A 22,253-nucleotide genomic window follows, 5' to 3' on the forward strand; every position below is an offset into this window, starting at 1 on the left:
TGTGACTGGAAGAGACGCAATAGAAGACGTGGGGGCACTGCCTTTCGCGTCGCGGACTGAAATGGATTTTGGAACGCTCTATCACAGTGCAGAGGATAGAACGTGCAACATCGCTGTGGTGAGAAAGGCGCAGGTGCGCAATTTAGAAGGGACGTTGCGTTTTATCAAGCGCTTTTATCAGTTAAAAGGGGTGGTGCCGACAATTGTGCAAAGTGCTGAGGACAGCGGGTACTTTGAGGCCAACGAGGCCCTTTTTAACGCCAACGACTTTCAGGTCACTAGTGGTTTGAAAGTGTACAAGATGGCATTTGACAAAGTGGCCGGCCGCATGGGGACGACCGCTGTCGTTTGCCTTGAGCATTGGGATGAGCGCCTTGCGACGCAATTGTGCATCCCATTTGACGCCATCTACAAAATTCCGGCTCTTAAATCGGCGGTGCAGACGCCGGGGTATCGACTGTACGCAGTGCAGTCGGGCGGGCGGTATGTAGGGGTTGCGTACGGGCACTGGACAAAAGGCGGTGGTTTTTGTCTCGACGACGTCTTTGTGGCACCGCCTCAGAGGCGCCGCGGCATTGGAACGTCTTTAATCTGTAAGGTACTGACAGAGGCCTCTGCTTCAAAATCGGTGTACGCATTTACAGAGGCTTCTGCGAGTTTTGAAGCCTTGGGTTTTTCCATTGTACAGACGTTGGACACCGCTTTGGCGTCTCTAAAGGGGTAGCAACCCACTGTAAAAAAGCCGACACGATGCGTACGGGCAGTACGACGTCGCGTCGGCTTTAAAATTAGCTGGACAAGGCGCTTGGCTATTCGGCGAACACTTCGTAATCGGCCAGTTCGGCAAAGGTGTGAATGACTTTGTCCGGATTTTCTGCGGCGAGCGCCTCTGCTGTGTGTGCACCAGTGGCAATGGCAATGGCTTTTGCGCCAATATGGCGCGCCGTTTGAATGTCCAAAACGGTATCGCCGATGACGTAGAGGCGGTCGTAGGTTTTCCCGTAATGGGCCTCGGCTTTTTTCAAGGCGCTCTCTGCGATTTCAAAGCGCTTGAGACCGTCCTCGCCAAAGCCGCCCACGGGGAAGTGCGCGTACACGCCGATTTTTTCCAGTTTGTACTGAGCGCCTAAGGACAATTCGCCGGTGATTAGAGCGAGGTCGACGTCTTTAGTGGCAAGGGCTTTGACAAATGGGACGGCGTCGACATTGGCCCGCCAGACATCGCTGTCTTTGTAGGCTTCAAGTTGCGTGCGGTACAAGGTGCACAGGGTTTCGAAAAGCGCTTCTGTATAGGGGCGGTTGAACTTGCCCAGAACCTCTTTAAAAACGTCCTTGTCGCTCCGTGCCGCAGTATCGACGCCTTTTAAGGCGTCTTGGGTGTCGAGCAAGGTGTTCATCGCTTCTTCTATAGGCAAATCGGTTCGAGCATCGCGTTCGATTAATGTGCCGTTGATATCGAAAAAAATCAGTGTAGACATAAGGACTCCTTTTTTTCTTTTTACGGTAACAGATTTTACGCCTTTATGCAACGGTTTGGACTTTTTTACAGGTCGGTGATATAATTTGATAGATATTGAAATAAAGGAAGGGTGAACACATGCATTTGCTCACAGCAGAAAACATCGGAAAGGCTTACACCGAGCGTCAGTTGCTCGAAGCGGTAAACTTTAGTATAGAGGAAGGGCAGAAAACGGGCATTATCGGCGTCAACGGCACCGGCAAGTCCACTTTGCTGAAATTGATATTGGAACTCGAAGCGCCGGACAGCGGTCGCTTTCTCAAAAAGAACGGCCTAAAAATCGGCTATTTGCCTCAGGAGACGGCTTTTGAACCGGAGGACACAGTTATGGATTACGTTTTTGCCGGTACGTCAGAGGCCTTTGAAGTCATGCGGGCTTATGCGCATGCTGAAAACGGCGAAGTTTCTCCGGAAGCTATGACGGCACTCGTTCAGAAGATGGATGCCATGCAGCTCTGGCAACTTGAGAGCGATGCCAAGACGGTGCTCACACAATTGGGCGTCGGCAACACTTATGCAAAAATAAAGACCCTTTCAGGGGGACAACGCAAGCGCGTTGCTCTTGCAGGGGCATTGGTTAGACCTTGCGACCTCTTGATTCTCGACGAGCCGACCAACCACCTCGACAACACCACCATCGAATGGTTGGAGACGTATTTACAGCGTTTTAAAGGGGCGCTTTTAATGATTACACACGACCGCTATTTCTTAGATCGCGTGTGTACGCAAATCTTTGAAATCCACCGCGGTACGGTGTATACCTACGAAGGCAACTACAACGTGTTTTTGCAAAAGAAAGCGGAACGCGAGCAATTGGAGTCTGCTGAAGCGACGAAGAAGGAGAATCTCTATAGACGGGAGCTCGCTTGGATTCAGCGCGGTGCACGGGCGCGAAGCACGAAGCAAAAAGCGCGTATTGAACGTTTTGAAACGCTCAAAGCGTCTATGGGGCAGGCCACAGACGACGAGATGGACATCAGCTTTAGCGGTGCGCGGCTGGGACGTAAAATTATGGAGATTGAGAACCTCTCTATGGCATATGGCGACAAAGTGCTCTTTGAAGGGTTTGAGTATACCGCGGCTAAGGGCGATCGCATCGGGATCCTCGGCGCCAACGGCATCGGCAAGTCCACGCTTCTGAAAATCATAGCGGGGGAGATTGAGCCGACTGCCGGGCGCATTGACGTCGGCGACACGGTGGTCTTTGGGTTCTTTACACAAGATCAGATGCACATGCCGGCAGAGATGCGGGCGATTGACTACATCAAAGAGGCCGGGGAGTACGTCAGGACTGCTGAAGGCGACCGCATTACGGCGTCGCAGATGATGGAACGCTTTTTGTTCGACAGCACGCTTCAGTTTATGCCCATCGGCAAGTTGTCCGGCGGCGAAAGAAGGCGTCTTCACCTTCTGCGTATTTTAATGGGCGACCCCAATGTGCTCTTGCTTGACGAGCCCACCAACGACCTCGACATTCAGACACTGACGATTTTAGAGGATTACCTCGAAAATTTTGGTGGCGTGGTTATCGTCGTGTCCCACGACCGCTACTTGCTGGATAAGGTCTGCGAAAAACTCTTCGTCATTGAAGACGGACGCGTGGTGTCGTACACGGGGAATTACGCGACTTACCTAGACCTCAAACCTGCGGCAGTACCTGTTGTCGAGGAAAAGAAGGCCAAACCCGCAGAACGGCCGGTACGAGAAAAGAAACTAAAGATGTCTTTTAAAGAGGCGCGCGAGTGGGGGACTATCGAATCTGATATTGCCGCACTGGAGAGCCAGATTGAAGAAAAGGCAGCGGCACTTCTAAAGGAGACGACCGATTACGTCAAACTTCAAGCCCTTACAGATGAGAAAGAGGCGCTGGAAGTGGCACTAGAGGAAAAGATGACGCGTTGGATGTACCTCAACGACTTGAACGACGCGATAGAGGGGGAGAAGGTGTAGGAGGTTTATTAGGGCAGTTACTGTAATCCCCCGATGCTGTTCGTCAGGGCGCGTGTTTTTTACGGTGTGTTGGAACTCCTAAGTTTAACTTGGGAGTTCTTTATGTGTGCCCGGAATGGCGCACTCTTGTCCGTGAAAGATCGTTATACCGGTAAAAAAGTGAAAAGTAGCCGACCAAGGGGCTATAGAGTTACGCCAATAGGGCAACCGTACACACGTCGCTAAACTGTATTTCAGTGGCATAGCTTCAAAACTGGAAACAAAGGGAGAAGAGGCGCTTTTGGCAGCATAAATAACGATGAAAACACTATTTCAAAATCTACAAAGAATTTCTAAGTCATTACATTTGATTTTTTGTTGTAAGAGAAATATAATAAAATGACTCAGCATTTCTTATAAAGATAGAACCAATCATGAGATAAGTAATAATTGGGGATAATGGCAAATGATTTCTGTTTGTAAATGATAATCACTTATGGCCATTTAAATATTTGAGGGAGGAAAGAACATATGGCAGTAGTAGAGGTCGTGAAATACAACGGCGGACCTAATGTTTTTGCTTGGAAATACCCGAGTGAGGAACTAGGCACTTGGACACAGGTTATTGTAAACGAATCGCAGGAAGCGGTGTTGTTTAAAGGGGGAAATGCGTTAGATGTTTTAAAAGGGGGAAGACATACACTTGATACAGCAAATATCCCCGGTTTAAGCAAACTTATCAATTTACCTTTTGGCGGGAGATCGCCTTTTACCGCTGAAATTTGGTATGTCAATAGATTGTTTAAACTGGATATAAAATGGGGAACAGCTTCTCCTATTCAGATACAAGATCCAAAATACGGTGTATTTATTCCAGTTCGCTCAAATGGTTTGTTCGGTATTCGAATCAAGGACTCCAAAAAATTTCTAGTAAAACTGGTAGGCACAATGTCTAGTTTCGATGAACAGAGCGTTATTCGGTATTTTAGAGGACTTTATATTACCAAAGCAAAAGATGCGATTTCTACTTATGTTGTGAAAAATCGTATCAGTCTACTGGAAATCAATATGTACATTGATGAGTTGTCTTTATCTTTAAAAGAGCAAATAAAACCTCATATGGAAGAGTATGGGATAGAGCTGGTTAACTTTTATGTTAATGATATTAGCATTCCAGAAGATGACAGTGCAGTCGTTAAACTCAAAAACGCCTTGGCTAAAAAAGCGGAAATGGATATTATCGGCTATGATTATCAACAAGAACGTTCATTTGATACGATGGAATCTGCAGCTAAAAATGAAAGCGCAGGTGCGGCACCTTTTATGGGTGCCGGTATGGGACTTGGCATGGGCGTCGGTGTTGGGGGCGCGATGGCAGGCTCAATGTCTAATGTTGCAAGTCAAATGGTCTTAGACAATAAAAAGAATGACTTTATGGAATGTCCTAAATGTCATTTTAAAGTACCAAGTGAACAGAAGTTCTGTGGATCGTGTGGTTATAGTGTGTCCAAGCCAGTTCAAGAGGAAAAATCAAAAGCAGAAAAACTCAAAATCCTGTGTACCAGTTGTGGTAGTGAAGTTAGAGGTACAAAATTCTGTGTGGAATGCGGTAAAAAATACATCCCTTGTCCGGATTGTAAAGCGGATATGGACGAAGGTGAAATAGCTTGCAAGGTATGTGGTTATGAAAAACCTGAAACTTGTCCCAACTGCGATTGCAGTTTATCAAAAGAAACCAAGTTTTGTCCAGAATGTGGGTCATCAGTTGCAAATGCGTGTCCTAAATGCAACGTTAAAATCACAGGAAATCCCAAATTCTGTCCAGAATGTGGCGAAGGGTTAAGGTAACCGTATGAAGAATAGAGTGGGAGTTATCTCAATTATTGGAGCATTGATATTATTTATATCAGTAGTGATTTTTATACTAAGCCATCCAGTCATCTTCCCAAGCACAGTTATTGGGTTTGCTTTTCTTTTGTATAGTGAGATTGTATTTTTTGGTGGCGGTGTCTTGATAGAATACTTTTCAGCTAAATCCTCGGGGATTATAACTAGAGTTGGATTGGGAATGACAATTGGTATATATGCAATAATTGTTTTTACTTCTTCCCTTATTTTTATGAATCTACACCTTGTCTATTATAGTGGATTCATTATAGGGCAGAGTTTATTATTTGTATGTGTGATTGCAGTAGGTTTGGTTATTTCTGTAATATCAAGAAATAGGTATCTTAGGGATTCAAAAATACTTGAGAAAATTGCATAATTTATAACCGTTGATTTAACAAGTTTTTAAAGAAACAAAAAGGAAACTTCACCCCAAACGTCGAATTATATAAGTGGCAGCAAACACAATCCAAACGAAGGAGGAAGTTTCCACTTATGTATATTCGACAAACATGTCTATTTTCCTTTGAAGAAATTATGAACTTTCAGCAAGAAACGAAATTGGAATTAATTCTTGCTCAGATCAACATCTCACCTTTGGTTGCGGCATTATCTAAACAGAGTCATTTGAGAGGTCCAAAAGGTTACAGAGTCGCACCGATGATTTACGCATTAATTGCTAAGCAAATTCTGAGAATTTCGACCACCAGCGAGTTGGTGAGACAGTTGAAAGAGAACCCAGTGTTACGTTATAACTGTGGTTTTGAGGTGTTATCCAAAGTACCATCAGAAGCCACTTTCAGCAGATTCGCAGATAAGCTGTCAGAATCAGATGCGTTGCTGAAACTATTCGGTGATTTAGTTGTTCATGCTAAAGAATTAGGAATTGTTGATGGTAGTCATATTTCAATAGACTCTACTAAGGTAGATGCTTTCGAAGCCTCAAAACCAAAGAAAGATATTGTAGATGACGGCACCAACCCAAACTGGGGAATGAAGCGCGATACTCACGGTAATAACATTCGTTGGTTTGGATGGAAACTTCATATCCTGAGCGATTCATACAGTGAATTACCACTTTCAGTTATGGTAACACCAGCGAATGTTCATGATGGAACAATTGCAGTTCCACTGATTGAAGAGTTTCTAAAGCAGTATAGAGATCTGTTTAGACCATTGTTCTATGCGATGGACTCTGGATATGATTATAATTCTGTCTATGATGCAGTAATAAATCACTTTGAAGCTACTCCAATCATAGCCTACAACCCAAGAGGCAGTCACGCCGCCCCAGAAGGGTTAGATGATGAGTTTCATCCAGTCTGTTCTGGTGGTTACAAACTCGTTTATTGGGGGATTGACGGCGATTACATGAAATTTAGATGTCCACAAGTACTGGGGAAATGTAACTGTCCACATGGGAGTGCATGGTGTTCATCAAGCAATTATGGTTATACGCTCAAGATAAATCGTAAAGAAAATCCAAGACAAATCGGATATCCGTTAAGATCATCTGATCAATGGAAGACTCTATACAACAAGCGAACTTCTGTTGAACGTTGCAACGGTCGACTAAAGACGATTTTAAATTTGAATTCAATCCGGTCTAAAGGTATCAAGAAAGCAACTGTTCATGCGTTGTTAAATTGCATTGCGTTGGTTGCAGGAACCATCGCTTCAAAAGTTAAAGTAAACAGAAATGAGGAACTCTTAGTAGCATAATGAACAACAAAAGATTGAAATTTGAAAGCATGGCAGGGGCTGTTACTTAGGATTAAGCCTTTTTCTCAAATTATCGAGTTAATTATGCAAGAGTCTCACTTAAATCAAAAGCTATGATGAGAACTTTTGTAGATGAGCTCAATCTCATAAAAGAGAAAAGCAACAATAAGGCACTCGTTGATCAGCTGATTGAGTCTATAAAATACTCGGATACTTCATCTATGAGTGACATTGAGCTTAAGATTGATGAAGCCATAAAACAACTTAAATCAATTGTATCAGCTGTACCCATTGATGATAGGCAATTTAGTAAAGAGGTCGAAACAATTGATGACTTAATTAAAAATAGAAATATCAAGTTGAATCAATTGAAGCAAGGTGGTCTTTAAAAAGTATTCTAATCAGACAGACTTACGATTAAATGCAAGGAAGTCGTGTGCAGTATATTTTATTTAGGAAAAGCTGTAGCCAAGTGAAAAATTATTAAAAAAGTGTAAAGCGTTGGTTGTTCAAGGATCTTTCGTTCTAAAAAATAGTTTGATAAATAGAGTGATGGAAAAAAAGACTTGAGCAATTTTATTGATGGGTAAACGTAATTAAATAAAGGCGGTGTATGATGAGTAAATCAAAAGCAGCAATTGTGGTGAGTCTCATTATTGAGAAGGTTGAACTGGTCGTGGGGGGATTGTGGACTGTATTTTTTGGATTGGTCATTTTGGTCTCTATACAAGATGATTTGTTGAATAATCTGGCTACGCTTATTGTCCTTTTACTGATAGGAGCCATTGGCGTGTGGATGTTTATGAAGGGCATGAAAAGAAGAAAAATCCGTTTGCAATTTGAAAAAGATGTAACTAAATTATCTTCTGATCCAACAGCAAAACCTGTTTATCAGTCTTGTAATTGTCCCAATTGTGGAGGTATTAACAAAATACTGAAGGGGACTGTTTCAGAATGTGATTTTTGTGGCTCTCCTTTGGCAGGGTAAATCTGCCATCACATCTAAAACACTTCAAAACCACTAGGAATACTGGTGGTTTTCTTCATACAAAAATGACCAGCCCCCCTAAAAAAGCGGTTCTGGTCATTTTTTATTGGACACTAAGGGCATTTTATAACAGCCCCTTAGAAGTTACGTTCCAATTACTTTACACGATGTGTCAGCGCGTCGATGTCGAGGTGTAGCGCCACTTGTTTGGCGAGAGCGACGGCGGCGTTAAAGTCTTCTGCCGCTGCGTAATTGTAGTGGGTGTGGACATAGCGAGAAGGAACGCCGAGCACGAGCACCGGCACCGCTTTGTTTTGCAAGTGGATTTTACCGGCATTTGTTCCCCCTTTGTGACGAACGGCACTTTGGTAAGGAATGTTCTTTTGGTCGGCCATTTTTTTAGCCGCGTCGATAAAGCGTCTGTGACTGATGTAGCTGGCGTCGCGGTGTCGGATTTGAACCCCTTTTTTCAGTGCGCCTTGACTTTGATAGGCATCGTAATAGAGGTCGTCTGCAGGCGAGCCTTCAAAGACGATGGCCACGTCCGGTTTGACGACCTGTGCCGTTACTTGAGCACCGCGCGTGCCCACTTCTTCTTGGGCGGCAAAGGCGCCGACGACGTTAAAGGGGAGGTCGGTGTGGCTTTTTAGTTCGAGCAGTGTCTGAAGCACACAGGCACATCCCAAGCGGTTGTCAAAAGCTTTGCCGAATAAGACGCCGGTCGACGTGTTTTCTGAAAAGGCCACCTCTGGGGCAATGGGGTCACCGGGCTGAATCCCGAGGCGTTCCACCACTTCACATCGCGAGGTGACGCCGACGTCGATTAATAGGTTTTCCAGCACGAGAGGGGCGCTCTTTTCCGCGTCGCTCATAAAGTGGGGCGGTTTAGAGGCGATAATGCCCTTGACTTTGTCGCCGGACTGGGTTTTGATGTGTACCGTATGTGCCGGCACGTTGCTCGGCACCCAACCGCCGAGAGGGGCCATGGCGATGAGACCGTTTGCGTGGATGCTTTGAACCATAAAGCCCACTTCGTCCAGATGTGCGTCCAGCATAAGGGTCGGTTTATTGGGATCGTGTGGGTTCAAGTACACGTAGACATTGTTCATGGCGTCAACCTCATAGGTCAGTGGTGTGGCGTAAGAGGCGACGACGTCGACGACCTCTTCTTCAAAGCCCGATGGGCCGAATGCTTCTGAAAGTTCTTTAATCATTTGACTGTTCATGGGAAACCTCCTCGTTTCATTAGATGCATTTATTGTATGCTTTTTGTGATACTTTGCCAACCTATTATTTCGGAATCCGTAATAGATATTTTTCGTAATATTGACTTTAAACCACCGAAATTATATACTGTAACTAATCAAAAAACTTTGAAATTATCGTATTTAGGGAAATTGTGTCGTGCAATTTCCCTAACGCGTATCAGGGGGCGTTATTGAGGAGGTTTTAATGGGTAAGTTCATAAATTTATTGACGCATCGCGCTGTTACCGTCAGCTTTGCCATACTGATTCAGTTGGCAGTGCTCGTCGTTATCATCACATTTTTTAACGGTTCATTTGCGTCGTTTTACGGGGTTATGGCCTTTTTCTCGGCAGTTGTGGTCATTCGCATCGTCAACAGCAAAAGCAATCCCGCCTATAAGATTGCGTGGATTATTCCCATCATGCTCGTACCGATATTTGGGGTGATTTTCTATTGGATATTCGGCGGTGGCAGTTTGACGAAAAAAGACAAAGAAAAGATGAAAATTATCGAGGATAAAAGCAAGCAATACGCGGAAAAGAGTCCCGGCGTCATGATGGAAATCGACGCTTTGAACCCGTCTGCGGCGGCACAGGCCCGCTATATACAGGAATACGCGTACTCCCCGCCGTATGCCAACACCAAGACCACTTACTACAGTCTAGGGGAGGAGATGTTTGCCGCCATGCTCGACGCTCTGAAGTCGGCGGAAAAATACATTTTTATGGAGTACTTTATCGTCGAAGAAGGTGAAATGTGGGATTCGATCCTCGACATACTGGTGGAAAAGGCAAAGGCCGGGGTCGACGTCAGAATGATTTACGACGACATCGGGTGCATTATGACGCTTCCGCGCAAATACGACCAAAAGTTGCGCGCCTTGGGCATTAAAACATCGGTATTCAACCCTTTTTTGCCTCGGATGTCTTCGCGCTTTAATAATCGCGACCATAGAAAAATCACGGTGGTCGACGGCTTAGTTGGGTTTACAGGCGGTTGCAATCTCGCAGATGAGTACATTAACGCGTATGAAAAATACGGTCACTGGAAGGACTCAGCTGTTAAACTCGAGGGCGAGGCCGTTTTCAGTTTGTCGGTGATGTTCCTTTCTCTTTGGGATTATATCAACGGGACGGATGAACCGTATTTGGCCTTTAAACCGGCGTATCCGGCAGTGGAAGCACCGGGGTTCGTACAGCCGTTTACCGACAACCCACTGGACGACGAACCTGTCGGCGCGAGTATTTACCTCAATATGATATATAGGGCTTCCCGTTACGTGTACATTAAGACGCCTTATCTCATCATCGATAACGAAATGACTTTGGCGCTTTGTACAGCGGCTAAATCGGGCATTGACGTTCGAATTATTACGCCGGGAATCGCCGACAAGTGGTATGCCCATGCAACGACGCGCTCGTATTACGAAAAGCTTATAGAAAGCGGTGTCAAGATTTATGAGTACACACCGGGCTTTATTCACGAAAAGGCGTTTGTCGTCGACGATTGCTATGGCGTCATCGGAACCGTGAACCTCGACTACAGGAGCTTGTACCTGCATTTTGAGTGTGGCGTATGGCTTTATAACGCGTCTTGTATCGCCGATATGAAAGACGATTTTGTCACCATGCTCGCCAGCTGTAAAAACATTACCCTGGAAAGCTGCCGAAGCGTTCAATGGCCGAGGCGACTTGGCCGTGCCGTGCTCAGAATTTTTGCACCGTTGATGTAGGAAGGTGTCGCAAGCTATTATGAAGAAGATAGAGTTGGTATACAAAGCCATAGTGGAAACAGGTGGTCAAGACGACAGAGGTGTAACCGCCAGCGAGCTGTCGAAAAAACTGGGTATAGACCGTTCAAATATCAGCCGGTATTTAAACCAACTGTGCGCCGAAGGGCGGCTTGAAAAATCCACAGGGCGTCCGGTGAGTTTTAAGGTGGTAAAAGCGGAAAAGAGGCGCACCTCTGCCTTTAATGAAAACGGCTCGACACTGGACTTGCTCATTGGAGCGGAAAAGAGTTTAAAAGTGCCGATACAACAGGCAAAAGCGGCAATTCTCTATCCGCCGAGGGGACTGCACACGCTGATACTCGGTGAGACCGGTGTGGGGAAGTCCATGTTTGCAGAGCTGATGTACAGTTTTGCAAAAGAGGTGCATATGATTGACGACACCGCGCCCTTTATTCGTTTCAACTGCGCCGATTACGCCGAAAATCCGCAGTTGTTGGTCTCTCAGATATTTGGGGTAAAGAAGGGCGCGTACACAGGCGCCGATAAAGACCGCGACGGCCTGTTAAAAAAAGCCGACGGCGGCATCCTCTTTTTAGACGAGGTGCACCGCCTGTCCAATCAGGGGCAGGAGATGCTGTTTACTTTTATCGACAAAGGGTATTTTAGAAAGCTCGGCGATGCAGACGAGAAAGTGTATTCTAAAGTGCAGATTATCGCCGCCACAACGGAAGACCCCGTTTCGGCGCTCCTCGGGACTTTCACACGAAGGATTCCCATGTCCATACACTTGCCGACTTTGACAGAGCGCGGTCTCAAAGACCGTTACAAGCTTATTGAAGTCTTTTTAAAAGAAGAGTCCAAACGCCTGCAAAAGAGCGTCTACATCAACCGCTTTGCCCTAGAGGCCTTTTTACTCTACGATTGTCCAAGCAACATCGGTCAGCTCAAGAGCGACATTCAGCTGTCCTGTGCCAAGGCCTTTCTGAATTACATGTCGTCGCAAAAAGCGTATATTCTCATAGAACAAGGGGACTTGCCGAAAAACGTCAAAAAAGGGCACCTCAACCTGAAGCAAAAAAGAGAGGCATTGGAAGGTCTCCTAAAGCAACAGGAAGACATTTACAAGTTTTATTTTGAAGAAGACGAAAGCTATTTGAACGACACCGGGACCGCCAATGCGTTTTTTTACGAGACCATAGAACAGAAATTGGCGGAACTCCAAGCGATGGGGCTGAGCTCCAAAGAAATCAACGAGCGAATGAGCCTCGACATCGAAAAGCATTTTCAGCATTATCTAACCGAACAGGTGAAAGAAGACGACATTGCAAAAGTCGTCGATCCGACGGCGCTGAAGGTTGCACACCAGTTGCTCGATGAAGCAGCAAAGCGCCTCGACAAAAAATACGACGATAAAATATACCTCGGACTGGCACTTCACCTCAACAGCAGTGTGGAGCGTATCAGGGCGGGGAAGTCTATCTACCATCCGAAGCTCAACGACATACGGGTGACCCAACAAGACGCTTTTCTACTGGCGATGGAGTTGGCCCGTTGGGTAGACGACGCGTTTTCAATAGAAACACCACTCGATGAAATCGGGTACTTGGCGATGTTTTTTGCCACAGAGCCCTTTGTCTATGACGATGCCCGTGCCGGTCAAGTGGGGGTTGTGGTGATTATGCACGGCAACAGCACGGCGAGCAGTATGGTGGAGGTGGCCAACGAACTGGTTGGCGAGCCGCACGCCGTGGCCATCGACATGCCGCTGAGTTTAAAACCCGAAGAGATTTACCACAAGGCGAAAGAACTGGTGGTACGCGCCGATCAAGGCGCCGGTGTCCTCTTACTTGTGGACATGGGGTCTTTAATCAGCTTCGGAGACATGATTGCCGATGAAACCGGTATTTTTATCAAATCTCTCGACCGCGTCAGCACACCGACACTTTTAGAGGCGACGCGTAAAGCGGTGCTGGGTAGAGAACTCATCGACATTTACACCAGTGTGAAGGAGATGGTTCAAAGTGCCGATCAAATGGCGCAAGTTCAGGGGCTGGGTAAGAAAAACCTCATTATTACCGCATGCTTTACAGGCGAGGGGGCAAGCGAAAAGTTAAAGCATCACATTGTGGAGAAACTCGCTCTTAAAGACCAGTGCGACGTCATCAGCCTCAACATTGTCAACCGGAAGGAGTTTTTAAACTTAATTGCCTATTACCGTTCAACCTACCACCTCATTGCAGTGGTGAGCACGGTGGACATGCCGGTGTCGGGGGTTCGGAACCTCAGTGCGCTACAAGTGCTTTCAGGCGACGGCATCGAAGTTCTGGAACGCCTGTTGGCACAGGAAGACGTCTACGCCAAAATCGGCGCGTCGCTAAAGTCACACCTTAAGCTCGTAGACAGCGAAGAGTTACTCAAACACGTGCGCAAGTTTATTGAAAAGAACGCCAAAACGCTTAAAGTGGCGCTTACTCAAGATGTGAAAATCGGTATTGCACTGCACCTCAGTTTTCTCGTAGACAATATGCTGCAAGGGTTTCACACGAAAAAATCAGGGCTTTTGTCGGAGTTTTCCAGTCAGTACCCAATGGAAATGAACTTGACCAAAGAGCGGTTGATGCCCATTGAGCAAGCCTACGGCGTCGCCTTTCACGATGAAGATGTGATGTATCTATGTAAAATGTTTTTATCCAACCATCTCAAATAGGTTAATAGTGTGTACATTCTACACACTATTAACCTATTTTTTTTACTGTGTAAAATAAAACACACTTATTTTACACTTTCTTAACGCTTAGTTTACATTTGATTTGCGTGTATACACTGCGGTATTTTTCAGAAATTTTCCGCAGATTTCCAACGTTTTGTATAAGTCTAAAAACAAAAAAGCAAAAAAGTTGTAAGGCTTCTAAAGAATTGGCACGGTTTATGCGTATATAATGGCGTGTAAGGAGGTAGATGTGTGAAATCAATAGAAGTTACCGTTCAAAGCGGCACAGGTTTACATGCACGCCCGGCGAGTTTACTCGTTGCCGAGGCGACAAAATATGAATCCGACATCACGGTGAATCGCGAGGGCGCTTCGGCCAATGCAAAAAGTATTTTCGGGATACTCAGTCTCAGTGCTTCAACAGGCGACACCATTACAGTGATCGCCGAAGGCAATGATGAGACACAGGCCATAGAAGGGATTCAAAAATTATTTGACGAGGGGCTATAATATGTCTGTTTACTACATCGGTATGGACGGCGGCGGTTCCAATACGGTGGTGGCTATCTCCGACGGAAGCGACGTCTTATGTGAACGCCACTTCCCGGCGACGAACTACCACAACGTCGGCATAGAGACGGTCAAGTCGGTTATTAAAATCGCCATAGAGACCATGCTGGAAGAGGTGGGAGCCGGCCTCGGCGCTGTAAAGGGGATTTGCCTCGGCGGTGCCGGTGTCGACACATTGGAAGATGAAAAGCGTTTAAGGGAAGCCATTCGAGCGACGGGGTACACCGGACCGCTCGTGGTGGTGAACGACGCTGTAACGGCGCTTGTAGGTGCCAACGGAAAAAAGGAAGGCGCCGTCATCATTAGTGGCACCGGCTCCATTGCCATCGGCATAAAAGAGGACGCTGTTTTGCGCGTCGGGGGTTGGGGACACATAATCGGTGACGAGGGCAGTGGTTACAGCATTTCGCGAGATGCGTTTAAAGCGGCTTCTATGCAGGCAGACGGCCGTTTGGAAAAGACGGTTCTCTACGATACCATCGCAGAGGTGCTGGACTTTCAGTCGCCTGACGACATCATCGCCTATCTGTACGATGGGCAGCGTGGAAAAGACGATGTTGCCGCACTGACAAAATCAGTGTTGCCGCTGTATCACGACGATCCCGTCGTCAAGAAGATCGTCGACCGAAACATCGACGATTTGGTCGAGATGGTCAAGGCACTGGCAAGACGTATGGAAAACGACGCATTCCATTTGTCTGTAGCCGGCAGCGTATTGACCAAGAGCACGACGTATTATGCGCTTTTTAAACAAGCACTCGGTGAAGTTCTGCCGAATGTAGACGTTTCTAAATCTAAAAATCACCCGGTAATTGGCGCGCTGGAGCTCGCCAAACGGGGCCATTAGGAGGAAAAAATGAGAAGGATTATGCTGGTTTGTTCAGCGGGCATGTCCACCAGTATGCTGGTGACTAAAATGAAAAAAGCGGCGACAGAGCAAAGCATTGACGCAGAAATATTTGCGTGTTCTGAAGCTGAGGCGAAGGAAAAATACGGCGAAGTCGACGTCATTTTACTGGGGCCTCAGGTGAGATTTTTACTTTCTAACATTAAAAAAGCAGTTGAAAGCCGAAACATTCCCGTCGCTGTGATCGACAGCATCGAATACGGCACAATGAACGGCGCGGCTGTTTTAACCAAAGCAATGGCCATGTAATTTAGGGTAATGGCACCTTCGACGCTGAAGGTGTGATTATAAAGCCGCCTCTTAGGAGGCACCAAACTATTCAAGGGGGATTTTTTTATGAACAGTTTTATGCGTTTCATGGAAGAAAAGTTTATACCTGTTGCAGCTAAAATCGGTGCGCAGCGCCATTTGGTTGCCATTAGAGATGCCTTCGTTTCCATTATGGCACTCTTAATCGCAGGTTCCATGGGTGTCTTAATCAACAACATGCAGTTTACAAGGCTTGTGGAAAACGACCCGTACCAAAACTTCATGAACAACCTTTTCGGCGGTCTGGGCTGGAAGGATTTCGGCGGCAACTTGTGGTGGGCATCTTTTGCAATCATGTCTATTTTTATCGCCTTCTTAGTTGCTTACAACCTTGCAAAGTCCTATGACTCAAACGGCATTGGCGCCGGCGTCACATCTACGGCCGTGTTCTTTATGTTCATTCCGAAGTCGGCTGAGAGCATTTGGGGTTTCACCAATCAAATGGGCCTCTTCGTCGCTATTATTGTCGGTTTGGTCGTAGCGGAATTATTCGTCAGATTATCGCGTTCTAAAGCATTGGTTATTAAAATGCCTGAAAGTGTACCGCCTTCAGTTGGGCGCGCTTTTGCCGCATTGTTGCCGACGTTGATTATTATGTCAATCGCGGCGTTCTTCCACATCTTTATGACAGCTATTGAAAAAGACTTGTTCTCAGTGATCATGACCACTATTCAAGCGCCGATTCAAAATGTGGGCGATACCTTGTTCGTCGCATTGTTGTTGCCGCTTATCCAGCAGTTCTTCTGGTTCTTCGGCATTCACGGTTCTAACGTTATCGACCCAGTTATGCAGGCGATTTACGTACCGGCAGTTGTCGAAAATGCCAACGCGATTTTAGCCGGTCTTGACGCGCCGAACATCGTTACAAAATCATTTTACGACGCCTTTGTCAACATGGGTGGTTCTGGAACGACAATTGCTCTCATTGCCGCTATTTTCGTAGGCTCTAAGCGCAAGGACTACCGCCTTGTCGGCGGTATGAGTGCGGCACCTGGTTTATTTAACATCAACGAATCGATTCTCTTCGGTTTACCGCTTGTACTCAACCCGATTATGCTCATCCCATTTGTGTTCACACCGATGCTTTTGACACTGATTGCGTACGTTGCCACAGCCATAGGATTGGTACCGGCGACCATCAACGTCATTCCGTGGGTAACGCCACCTGTACTGGGCGGTTTCTTCGCAACAGGTGATATCAGGGGTGCGCTGTTATCGCTGTTCAACTTAGTGGTGGCCTTCGTCATCTACTACATCTTCGTTCTCATTGCAAACAAGAGCAAAGATGCTGCAGAACACGTATAATACCTTTATATAGATTGTAAAAGCCTATTATACCTTCCCAAGACAAAAGTTGCATTAATCCTATCTGCTCCGACGGGCAGATAGGGTTTTTGCACTTCTGTCACATCGGCAGTACGCGTACTGCAAATTAACATTAAAAGGAGAACACTTGTGAACTTAGAAATGACCATATTAAATTTAATCACCTTCAGCGGTGAAGCAAAAAGCGATGCAATGGAGGCGATTGGCCACGCGAAGTCAGGGGCGATGGAAGCGGCGCAAGCAGCCATTGAGAAAGCGTCTGAAAATCTTTCTAAAGCACATAAAAGTCAAACGGATTTAATTCAAAGCGAGGCCAAAGGCGACTCTGTGGAAGTGAGTATCTTATTGATTCACGCACAGGACCACCTGATGAACGCCATTACGATTAGAGATTTGGCAAAAGAAATGGTGGACATGTACAGTTTAATTCACTCTAAATAAAGTAAGGAGCAGACGATGAAGAGATTAGGGATTTCGGTTTATATTGATCAAGCGGAATTGGATGCAGTGCTGGCGTATATCCGCAAAGCGCACGAACACGGTTTTACTCGGATTTTCACTTGTATGATTTCTATTGAAGGGGATTTATGGGAGGCGTTTAAGAAGGTGTGTGCGTACGCCAAGTCACTGGGGATGGAAGTCATGGCAGATGTGGACCCGGAAGTGTTTAAGCGATACGACCTCACTTATGACGATCTCGGCTTTTTCAGCGAACTCGGCTTATCGGGCATTCGTCTCGACATGGGCTTTTCAGGTCAAGAAGAGGCCATGATGTCGAAGAACCCATACGGTTTAAACATTGAACTCAATATGAGCAACGGCACCAAGTACGTCGACAACATACTGAGTTACAATCCCGATCGCTCAAAGATCATCGGCTGCCACAACTTTTACCCGCACCGCTACACCGGTCTGGGCAGAACGCATTTCTTGAAGTGCTCTGAGCAATTTAAAGCACAGGGGCTAAGAACTGCCGCTTTCGTCTCTTCCGCTACAGCAAAGTTCGGTCCTTGGCCGGTCTCTGAGGGCCTTTGTACTATGGAAATGCATCGGGAACTCCCCATTGTCACACAGGCAAAAGATTTGTTCAACACGGGTCTTATCGACGATGTCGTCATCGGCAACATGTTTGCCTCTGATGACGAACTGGCAGCTCTCGGCGCACTGGATAGAAACACGCTTGAACTGGAAGTCGTCTTTGAAGACAATGTGCCGGATCTCGAGCGCCACATCGTGCTCAACGAGCCGCATTTTAACAGAGGGGATGTGTCGGAGTACCTCATTCGGTCGACACAAAGCCGCGTCAAGTACAAAGGCCATAACTTTGAGTGTTTTAATGCAAAAGCCATTGAACCCGGCGACGTTTTAATTGAGAGCACCCTTTATACGCGTTACGCAGGAGAATTGCAACTGGCATTGAAAAATATGCGAAATAGTGGTAAAACGAATGTAGTAGCAAAAGTTGCAGCGCACGAGCTGTACCTCATCGATGAAATCAAACCTTGGCAAACCTTTAAATTTGTTGAAAAAAAGGAGTAGCGTATGAAGGCCATTATTAACGGCACCATTTTAAAACAGGAGGCGGTTATCGCGTCCGGCTATATTGTATTCGATGAAAAAATACGGGCAATTGGCGAGATGTCGGCGTTTGTCCCCGAGGGCATCGACACCGTAATAGACGCCGCAGGGGCGTATGTGGCACCGGGGTTTGTGGACATTCACATTCACGGTTTTGCCGGTGCCGACAGTATGGATGGTGACGTTAAGGCGCTGGAAACAATCTCTAAAGCCGTCGCCGGAAATGGGGTAACCAGTTTCTTGGCGACGACAATGACCCAGTCAAAAGAGGCGATTCACAGGGCGCTCGACAGCGTCAAAACCTTTGTGACGCCGGCGGGGGGCGCAAAGATACTCGGCGTTCATCTCGAAGGGCCGTTTATACACCCCGACAAAAAAGGCGCTCAGAACGGCGCTTACATTCAAAAGCCCAATTTTGAACTCGTAGAGCCGTATTTGGACATTATCAAGCTCATTACCATTGCACCGGACACAGAAGACGCTTTTGAATTTATTGAAAAAATGAAAGCCTATCCGGAAATCAAACTCTCTGTGGGCCATACGTGCTCGGATTTTGAAACAGCCGTTAAAGCGCATGGGGAAGGGGTCGACCACATCACCCACTGTTTTAACGCCATGCCGCCGCTGCATCACCGAAAACCCGGGGTGCTGGGCGCTATGCTCGCAGGCGGGTATACGGCAGAGTTGATCGCCGACAACATCCACGTACACAGGGGCCTGTACAAAGGGCTCTACAGAGTCCTAGGCGAGGAAAACCTTATCTTGGTGACAGACAGCATGCGCGCCGCGGGGTTGAGCGACGGCGTGTACGACCTCGGCGGACAATCGGTTCGCGTTTCAGAGGGGTCGGCGCGACTGGTGGAAAATGATTCCCTAGCGGGGTCTGTGCTGAAAATGAACCAAGCGATTAAAAATGTTTACGAAGCGACAGCATTGCCGCTGAATGTCGTCGTCAATCTCGCGACGATTAACCCTGCCCGCGTTATTGGTCAGCAGGACGAAGTGGGCAGTTTGGCTGTCGGTAAATCAGCCGATATTGTCGTGATGCGACACGACTTTGAAATAGAACGCACCATTATCAACGGAAACGAACGAGGAGGCACACGTCAATGAAAATCTACAAGGTGGCGTCTTACGAACAAATGAGCCAAGAGGCCGCAAAACACATCTTAAAAGTTATGACAGAGAAGCCGAATGCCCTATTGGGACTGGCCACGGGCTCGACACCTGTGGGCATGTATCAGGCCTTGATTCGGGAAACGCGGGCAACCGGGTTTTCGTGGCAACACATCGTCACCTATAATCTGGACGAATACGTGGGGCTCGACGCCTCAGACGAACAGAGTTACGCACATTTTATGAACGTCAACCTGTTCGACCACGTATCTATCGACAAAGCCCATGTCCATATTCCAAACGGAAAAGCGGAAGACCTCGAAGCGGAGTGTCGCGCCTATGAGGCGTCGCTAAAAGCCGCAGGAGGTGTAGACATTCAGGTGCTCGGTATCGGACGAAACGGTCACATCGGCTTCAACGAGCCGAATGACGCCTTTGAGCCCTACACGCATGTGGTACACCTCGACGAAAAGACCATTGAGGACAATGCGCGCTTCTTTGAATCCAAAGAGAAAGTGCCGAAGACCGCCATCAGCATGGGGGTGGAGAGCATTTTGTCAGCTAAAAAAATTATTTTACTCGCCTGTGGCAAAGAAAAGGCCCAAGCGCTTTACGATATGCTCTACGGTCCGATAACCCCTCAACTACCGGCTTCTATTTTACAAAAGCACGGCGATGTGGAGGTGATCTGCGATGAAGCAGCAGCCAGCCTGCTCAAGGGGCCATTTGACGTTTAAAGTTGTCGACCTCTATGGGTTACACGCGCGGTCGACGGGAAAACTGTTGAGATTTTTAGACGAACACGATGTTACAGGGGCGCTGATTTACAAAGGTGAGCGCGTGCCGCTGGATTCAATTATAGATATTATGCGTCTCAACATTAAACACCTCGATGTGTTTCAGCTCGAACTGTCTAAAGAGGTCGATACAATTGATAATTTTGACGCCATTCTCGCCTACGCGGGCATCGTCAAGTTGTGAGAAAGGAGTTGCTATGAAGGGCATCGGAGCTTCCCAAGGGTATTGTTTGGGTGTGGCATTTGTTAAAAAAGAACTGAAGAAAATCGAAAAAAGGTTTGCTGAGGACAAAGCTGCAGACGTTCAGCGCCTTGAAGAAGCAATTGCGTATGCACAGGCGGCACTGGAAGCAGAATGTGCTGTACAAAGTGAAAAATTCGGAGAGGATCAAGCGGAAATTTTTAAAGCGCATCAACTGATGCTCCAAGATCCGGAACTCGTCAAGTCGATGAAAGACGGGATTGAAGTTCACGGCTACGCGGCAGATTTTGCCGTTCAAGAGACCATGGACACTTTTGTGGGCATGTTCGAAGCCATGGACAACCCGTATTTTAAGGAGCGGGCATTGGATGTCAAAGACATCTGCAGACGGTTGATTAAGCGCATTAACCGCATTGAGGAGACGTTGCCGGCAGTGGACGACGCCATTGTGGTCATCGCCAAGGATTTGACGCCGTCCGATACGGCAAAACTGGATTTAAATAGGGTTAGAGGCTTTGCCACGGCGCAGGGCGGCGATACGTCGCACAGCGCTATTATTGCGCGTACAATGGGCATCCCGGCGATTATGGGGGTCAAGAACATCGATGAGACGGTTAAGACGGGCGCGTTTATTATTCTTGACGGCTTTACCGGTGAGGTTTTTGTCGACCCTGACGAAGCGACGGTGGCGGATTACCGCCAAAAACTACAGACTTATGAAGCCGAACAACAGGCGCTGATGGCGTTTAAAGACAAGGCATCTGTAACAAAATGCGGTAAGTCCATTGAAATTGCGTCAAATATCGCGTCTGTGGAAGACGTTGAAAAAGCGGTGTACTACGGTGCAGACGGCGTCGGTCTCTTTAGGAGCGAATTCCTCTTTATGAACCGAGAGACGCCGCCGACAGAGGCGGAGCAGTTCGCCGTGTACAAGGCGGTTTTAGAGGGCATGGGCGACAAACCCGTGGTGATTCGAACGCTGGACGCCGGCGGCGATAAGATGATTCCCTACCTCAACATACCGGAGGAAATGAACCCGTTCCTGGGGTATCGCGCCATTCGCGTCTGTCTCGACGATACCGAGCTGTTTAAGACACAGCTTCGGGCGTTGTTGAGAGCCAGTGCGCACGGCACATTAAAGGTGATGTACCCGATGATTTCAAGTCTTGAAGAAGTGCGCCGTGCAAAAGCGCTCTTTGAAGAGGTACGCCGAGAACTGGACGCAGAGGGCGTGGCTTACGACGCCTCAGTAGAGCAGGGCATTATGATTGAAGTGCCGGCGGCTGCAGTGATCTCGGATATACTGGCAAAAGAAGTGGACTTTTTCAGCATCGGTACCAACGACCTCGTCCAATACACGGTGGCTGTCGACCGCATGAACGAACACATTAAAGCGCTGTACACCCCTTATCACCCGGCGGTGCTGCGTTTAATCGAACAGACGATAAAAAGCGGTCTGGAGGCGGGCATTTGGGTCGGCATGTGCGGTTCTGTCGCAGGCAACCCCCTGCTGTTCCCACTCTTGCTGGCCATGGGTTTGACGGAGTTCAGCATGGGGCCAAATCAGATGCTGACGTGCCGCAAGATGGCCGCCGATTACACCATTGATGAACTTACAAAACATTTGGACGCTGTTAAGCAGATGGCCACAGCAGGTGAAATTGAAGGGTACCTAAAGACGCAATTTGGTGTATAATAGAGTATATCTAACCAA

At 47.1% G+C, this 22,253-nt stretch carries 21 protein-coding genes; 19 read left to right on the forward strand and 2 right to left on the reverse strand.

Features of this window, described 5'->3' with window-relative positions; all coding sequences use genetic code 11:
* Position 1: 1 nt before the first annotated feature.
* Complete coding sequence (locus tag ACR6HW_RS14675; RefSeq protein ID WP_455728456.1) at positions 2-724, forward strand: GNAT family N-acetyltransferase; 723 nt, start codon at positions 2-4, stop codon at positions 722-724.
* An 85-nt stretch (positions 725-809) separates the two neighbouring features.
* Here the strand turns inward: ACR6HW_RS14675 and ACR6HW_RS14680 are convergent, their stop codons facing one another.
* A complete protein-coding gene (locus tag ACR6HW_RS14680) occupies positions 810-1,478 on the reverse strand; it encodes an HAD family hydrolase (RefSeq protein WP_455728457.1) in 669 nt (222 codons plus the stop codon).
* 119 nt (positions 1,479-1,597) lie between these two features.
* On the opposite strand from ACR6HW_RS14680, the gene ACR6HW_RS14685 reads away from it, so the two are divergent.
* The 6 genes from ACR6HW_RS14685 to ACR6HW_RS14710 all read left to right on the forward strand — a co-directional run bounded on the left by ACR6HW_RS14685 (position 1,598) and on the right by ACR6HW_RS14710 (position 8,045).
* On the forward strand, positions 1,598-3,469 hold the full coding sequence (locus ACR6HW_RS14685; RefSeq protein WP_455728458.1) for an ABC-F family ATP-binding cassette domain-containing protein: 1,872 nt from the start codon (positions 1,598-1,600) through the stop codon (positions 3,467-3,469).
* Between the two features lie 510 nt (positions 3,470-3,979).
* Complete coding sequence (locus ACR6HW_RS14690; RefSeq protein ID WP_455728459.1) at positions 3,980-5,296, forward strand: SPFH domain-containing protein; 1,317 nt, start codon at positions 3,980-3,982, stop codon at positions 5,294-5,296.
* A 4-nt stretch (positions 5,297-5,300) separates the two neighbouring features.
* Entirely contained in the window at positions 5,301-5,714 is a 414-nt protein-coding gene (locus ACR6HW_RS14695) for a hypothetical protein (protein ID WP_455728460.1), read from the forward strand.
* A 116-nt stretch (positions 5,715-5,830) separates the two neighbouring features.
* Positions 5,831-7,057: a transposase gene (locus ACR6HW_RS14700; RefSeq protein WP_455727774.1), complete on the forward strand. Its 1,227-nt coding sequence runs from the start codon at positions 5,831-5,833 to the stop codon at positions 7,055-7,057.
* A gap of 113 nt (positions 7,058-7,170) precedes the next feature.
* Complete coding sequence (locus tag ACR6HW_RS14705) at positions 7,171-7,446, forward strand: hypothetical protein (protein WP_455728461.1); 276 nt, start codon at positions 7,171-7,173, stop codon at positions 7,444-7,446.
* 224 nt (positions 7,447-7,670) lie between these two features.
* Positions 7,671-8,045, forward strand: a complete 375-nt coding sequence (locus ACR6HW_RS14710; protein WP_455728462.1) for a C2HC5-type zinc finger protein — start codon at positions 7,671-7,673, stop codon at positions 8,043-8,045.
* 155 nt (positions 8,046-8,200) lie between these two features.
* Here the strand turns inward: ACR6HW_RS14710 and ACR6HW_RS14715 are convergent, their stop codons facing one another.
* Positions 8,201-9,271 carry a M42 family metallopeptidase gene (locus ACR6HW_RS14715; RefSeq protein WP_455728463.1) on the reverse strand — a complete coding sequence of 357 codons (1,071 nt, stop codon included), beginning with the start codon at positions 9,269-9,271 and terminating at the stop codon, positions 8,201-8,203.
* A gap of 226 nt (positions 9,272-9,497) precedes the next feature.
* Here ACR6HW_RS14715 and cls point away from each other — a divergent pair, with 226 nt between their 5' ends.
* From cls to ptsP, 12 genes are all read left to right on the forward strand, one after another.
* The gene (cls, locus tag ACR6HW_RS14720) at positions 9,498-11,024 is read left to right on the forward strand and encodes a cardiolipin synthase (RefSeq protein ID WP_455728464.1); all 1,527 of its coding nucleotides are present in this window, start codon (positions 9,498-9,500) and stop codon (positions 11,022-11,024) included.
* Positions 11,025-11,043: 19 nt separating this feature from the next.
* Entirely contained in the window at positions 11,044-13,731 is a 2,688-nt protein-coding gene (locus ACR6HW_RS14725; protein WP_455728465.1) for a sigma 54-interacting transcriptional regulator, read from the forward strand.
* 255 nt (positions 13,732-13,986) lie between these two features.
* Complete coding sequence (locus ACR6HW_RS14730) at positions 13,987-14,244, forward strand: HPr family phosphocarrier protein (RefSeq protein ID WP_455728466.1); 258 nt, start codon at positions 13,987-13,989, stop codon at positions 14,242-14,244.
* A gap of 1 nt (position 14,245) precedes the next feature.
* Positions 14,246-15,151: an N-acetylglucosamine kinase gene (locus tag ACR6HW_RS14735; RefSeq protein ID WP_455728467.1), complete on the forward strand. Its 906-nt coding sequence runs from the start codon at positions 14,246-14,248 to the stop codon at positions 15,149-15,151.
* A gap of 9 nt (positions 15,152-15,160) precedes the next feature.
* Positions 15,161-15,460, forward strand: coding sequence for a PTS sugar transporter subunit IIB (locus ACR6HW_RS14740; RefSeq protein ID WP_455728468.1), 300 nt, complete (start codon positions 15,161-15,163; stop codon positions 15,458-15,460).
* A gap of 87 nt (positions 15,461-15,547) precedes the next feature.
* Positions 15,548-16,825, forward strand: a complete 1,278-nt coding sequence (locus tag ACR6HW_RS14745; RefSeq protein ID WP_455728469.1) for a PTS sugar transporter subunit IIC — start codon at positions 15,548-15,550, stop codon at positions 16,823-16,825.
* Positions 16,826-16,987: 162 nt separating this feature from the next.
* Positions 16,988-17,287, forward strand: coding sequence for a PTS lactose/cellobiose transporter subunit IIA (locus ACR6HW_RS14750; protein WP_455730896.1), 300 nt, complete (start codon positions 16,988-16,990; stop codon positions 17,285-17,287).
* A 15-nt stretch (positions 17,288-17,302) separates the two neighbouring features.
* A complete protein-coding gene (locus ACR6HW_RS14755) occupies positions 17,303-18,385 on the forward strand; it encodes a DUF871 domain-containing protein (protein WP_455728470.1) in 1,083 nt (360 codons plus the stop codon).
* Positions 18,386-18,388: 3 nt separating this feature from the next.
* A complete protein-coding gene (nagA, locus tag ACR6HW_RS14760) occupies positions 18,389-19,537 on the forward strand; it encodes an N-acetylglucosamine-6-phosphate deacetylase (RefSeq protein ID WP_455728471.1) in 1,149 nt (382 codons plus the stop codon).
* Positions 19,534-20,277 (forward strand): glucosamine-6-phosphate deaminase, encoded by a 744-nt coding sequence (gene nagB, locus ACR6HW_RS14765; RefSeq protein WP_455728472.1) that lies wholly within the window; start codon positions 19,534-19,536, stop codon positions 20,275-20,277. The genes nagA and nagB overlap by 4 nt, the downstream gene beginning before the upstream one ends.
* Positions 20,234-20,521: an HPr family phosphocarrier protein gene (locus ACR6HW_RS14770; RefSeq protein WP_455728473.1), complete on the forward strand. Its 288-nt coding sequence runs from the start codon at positions 20,234-20,236 to the stop codon at positions 20,519-20,521. The genes nagB and ACR6HW_RS14770 overlap by 44 nt, the downstream gene beginning before the upstream one ends.
* Before the next feature lie 13 nt (positions 20,522-20,534).
* The gene (ptsP, locus tag ACR6HW_RS14775) at positions 20,535-22,235 is read left to right on the forward strand and encodes a phosphoenolpyruvate--protein phosphotransferase (protein ID WP_455728474.1); all 1,701 of its coding nucleotides are present in this window, start codon (positions 20,535-20,537) and stop codon (positions 22,233-22,235) included.
* Positions 22,236-22,253: the final 18 nt, after the last annotated feature.

This window comes from Fusibacter sp. JL298sf-3 (assembly GCF_053842995.1).

Coding starts and splice junctions, on each gene's coding strand:
- ACR6HW_RS14680 (WP_455728457.1), bottom strand. CDS start 1,478: ATGTCTACACTGATTTTTTTCGATATCAACGGCACATTAATCGAACGC.
- ACR6HW_RS14685 (WP_455728458.1), top strand. CDS start 1,598: ATGCATTTGCTCACAGCAGAAAACATCGGAAAGGCTTACACCGAGCGT.
- ACR6HW_RS14690 (WP_455728459.1), top strand. CDS start 3,980: ATGGCAGTAGTAGAGGTCGTGAAATACAACGGCGGACCTAATGTTTTT.
- ACR6HW_RS14695 (WP_455728460.1), top strand. CDS start 5,301: ATGAAGAATAGAGTGGGAGTTATCTCAATTATTGGAGCATTGATATTA.
- ACR6HW_RS14700 (WP_455727774.1), top strand. CDS start 5,831: ATGTATATTCGACAAACATGTCTATTTTCCTTTGAAGAAATTATGAAC.
- ACR6HW_RS14705 (WP_455728461.1), top strand. CDS start 7,171: ATGATGAGAACTTTTGTAGATGAGCTCAATCTCATAAAAGAGAAAAGC.
- ACR6HW_RS14710 (WP_455728462.1), top strand. CDS start 7,671: ATGATGAGTAAATCAAAAGCAGCAATTGTGGTGAGTCTCATTATTGAG.
- ACR6HW_RS14715 (WP_455728463.1), bottom strand. CDS start 9,271: ATGAACAGTCAAATGATTAAAGAACTTTCAGAAGCATTCGGCCCATCG.
- cls (WP_455728464.1), top strand. CDS start 9,498: ATGGGTAAGTTCATAAATTTATTGACGCATCGCGCTGTTACCGTCAGC.
- ACR6HW_RS14725 (WP_455728465.1), top strand. CDS start 11,044: ATGAAGAAGATAGAGTTGGTATACAAAGCCATAGTGGAAACAGGTGGT.
- ACR6HW_RS14735 (WP_455728467.1), top strand. CDS start 14,246: ATGTCTGTTTACTACATCGGTATGGACGGCGGCGGTTCCAATACGGTG.
- ACR6HW_RS14740 (WP_455728468.1), top strand. CDS start 15,161: ATGAGAAGGATTATGCTGGTTTGTTCAGCGGGCATGTCCACCAGTATG.
- ACR6HW_RS14745 (WP_455728469.1), top strand. CDS start 15,548: ATGAACAGTTTTATGCGTTTCATGGAAGAAAAGTTTATACCTGTTGCA.
- ACR6HW_RS14750 (WP_455730896.1), top strand. CDS start 16,988: ATGACCATATTAAATTTAATCACCTTCAGCGGTGAAGCAAAAAGCGAT.
- ACR6HW_RS14755 (WP_455728470.1), top strand. CDS start 17,303: ATGAAGAGATTAGGGATTTCGGTTTATATTGATCAAGCGGAATTGGAT.
- nagA (WP_455728471.1), top strand. CDS start 18,389: ATGAAGGCCATTATTAACGGCACCATTTTAAAACAGGAGGCGGTTATC.
- nagB (WP_455728472.1), top strand. CDS start 19,534: ATGAAAATCTACAAGGTGGCGTCTTACGAACAAATGAGCCAAGAGGCC.
- ACR6HW_RS14770 (WP_455728473.1), top strand. CDS start 20,234: ATGAAGCAGCAGCCAGCCTGCTCAAGGGGCCATTTGACGTTTAAAGTT.
- ptsP (WP_455728474.1), top strand. CDS start 20,535: ATGAAGGGCATCGGAGCTTCCCAAGGGTATTGTTTGGGTGTGGCATTT.